This is a genomic window from Deltaproteobacteria bacterium (assembly GCA_019309045.1).
Taxonomy (GTDB): Bacteria; Desulfobacterota; Syntrophobacteria; order BM002; family BM002; genus JAFDGZ01.
This window is the reverse complement of sequence record JAFDGZ010000205.1, coordinates 1-2,341: the sequence shown is the minus strand read 5'-3', so window position 1 is coordinate 2,341 and position 2,341 is coordinate 1. Positions and strand designations below refer to the sequence as shown.

The following is a 2,341-nucleotide window of genomic DNA, read 5'->3' as shown; positions in this document are numbered from 1 at the left end:
TGATCTATCTGGCATCAAAGGTTCGGAAAATAAGTTGAAAGCGATTCTTGCCGTCTTAGTCACCCGTTACTCGAATCTCAAAATCGGGGAGATCATGGGGGTCAGTGAAACGGCGGTCCGCAAATGGTGCAAGGTGTACGGAATAAAAACCTTGGGCGTTGGGGAATGGGCCAAGGTCTATGCTGGAAGGGCGGCGGTTGAGGAGTTGCTCAATGGGGATAATGGGTAAACATTTCTGATGGCTGTTTGGCCTCATCCCCTGTGAAAACTGATGAGGCCTTCTGCTGCACATACCAGTGGGGAATGTATCACGACCCGGTGTGGTCGCTTTTCTCCAAGGAAAATTGCGACGCGCCGGGTTTGCGCGTCTATCTCACAAACAAATTCTAATAAAGAAACGAAGTGAACAACAGTTCCGCTGTCCGAAGGAAATTTCTGTTTTGAAACAAAGCCTGGGATCAGGTGGCTATAACAATACAGAAGCTGTCCCAAGTGACTCAGCACCTTAAAAACCGAATAGCCACTGTGAATTGATTAGCAGATATTAGAGAATACCCCAATAAACTGGCTATATCAATTTAGGAAACTGTTGTGTATCTCTCCGCAAAGCAAATTTTTGGATGAGATGCGGCTGCCTGAGAGCATTTTTGTATTAGGCGCAAAAAAGTGACTGTAGGTGGCTATAACAAAACAGGAGCAAGCGCAAGTGGCTCAGCACCTTCCAAACCGAATAAATGATGTGGATTGATTTGCAGATATTGGAGAATCTCATGCAAACTGGCTATATCAAAGTAGTGCAACAAGCTGGTTTTTAGTTGGAAACTGCACAATGTAGAAAGAATAAGAAAGGAGGCTTATGAATGAATTTTTGATTGATAGATGGATAAACCTTGTACCTCACGTATTCTTTCCAGGGAAACAATGACCGGTATGCGGGGCTGCACCGAAACACACGGGAATGCATTACCTGACTCTACAAGTCCTGGAATGAACCTTACCTGTATCCCGGCCAACAATTCTGGAGAGATAATCGTTGCAAGACCGGGATCCTGTATGTATCGTAAGCTGCTAAAGATTCGATGCACACCAATCGGATCTCCGGTTGTCGAACAGGTCTGAAAGACTACCGGTAGAAGTCCATCAGACAGCTATACACTCAGACATCCATGATGCATGGATCACAATTACAACGGAGGAGAACATCATGATCAAATTGAAACTAAGCCTAATCCCTTATGATGAACATGGTTATGAGTTGGATGTCGTCCGTAATGGACGTAAAAAATATTTTCGCACCGATGAAATGGGTTGTGGACTCTGGGAATTAGTACCGTCCAATTATTGGGAAGTAGATACCTATGAGCCAATCATGGAATATCGTCAGCGGTGCGGCACAGGCGATTTTTCGCTATCAGAAACCTTTGAAATCGCCTACCAACAAGCCTGGTCTTTCATGTTCCAGTTCCAGGACCATTTGTGGGGCAGTGATAGCTGGGATTTGTCCCCTAATGATCAATTTGTTCTTACCTACCCTACCGACCAGGCGGTGAGATATTTGGCGTCAGTCGATACCGATCTACGATATTACCTGGGTCGCATCTCTACCTGGAACAATTGCTGGTTCTGGTTGATCAAGGATTGCTATTCTGATCAATTATTGTTAGGGATGGCTTGTGCCCTGGTTCTGGAGCGCGCAAATATCCCTTTCAATGAGGCAAAGTTGGCTAAGGTTGAGGGCTTGGTATGCACGCGGGCCAGCTTTCAACGTTTGATGGCTATGGATCCGACTGAACTATGTGCAGTATTGGGTTTTTAGCCCGGTTGTTTTGCCTGAATTACCCTAGTCTAGCGCCCTGCTGGTGGCATTGGAGTCTCAGACAATGACACACAATAAAAGAAGGAGGTAATACAATGGCTATCGTAATCGCTGGTACAAAAATTGGAGATAAATGGAGTGTGACCCGCGTTCGTGGCGGCGGATATGGCAATGACGCCTGGATTGCGAAAATCACTGGCACGCACCCCCAATATCATTTCGAGCGAGAGTTCTGTCCTCGTGATGAGTCTCACTTGTCAAGATCTGGCAGGTCGGGAACAATAGGATTCGAAATGCAGGGTCCCGGTCTATATGAATTTCGTAATTTCTGTATCGGGTGCACAGCCCGAAATTGGGAGTGGAGCGGGTTTGTCGTAATAGACGCAGAGGGCCATGTGGATGAAAATTAATAGGCAAATGGCCGTTAAAATCGCGAAATTCCTGGACAAGGATGAATTAAGCTTGCAGAGCATAGATGAGATTAATCAGTTTCTGGCCGAATTGAGTTGGTAAAGGGGGCAATTC

The 2,341-nt window shown here is 45.8% G+C and carries 2 protein-coding genes; both read left to right on the top strand.

Translation table 11 applies throughout. The features are described from left to right. The first annotated feature begins 34 nt into the window (after positions 1–34). Positions 35–229: a hypothetical protein gene (locus tag JRI89_17820; GenBank protein MBW2073090.1), complete on the top strand. Its 195-nt coding sequence runs from the start codon at positions 35–37 to the stop codon at positions 227–229. Between the two features lie 975 nt (positions 230–1,204). Beyond that, positions 1,205–1,816, top strand: a complete 612-nt coding sequence (locus JRI89_17815; protein MBW2073089.1) for a hypothetical protein — start codon at positions 1,205–1,207, stop codon at positions 1,814–1,816. The last annotated feature ends 525 nt before the right edge of the window (positions 1,817–2,341 follow it).

Bases quoted from the DNA above. Each gene is read 5' to 3' on its own strand.
- JRI89_17815 (MBW2073089.1), top strand. From the start codon at position 1,205: ATGATCAAATTGAAACTAAGCCTAATCCCTTATGATGAACATGGTTAT.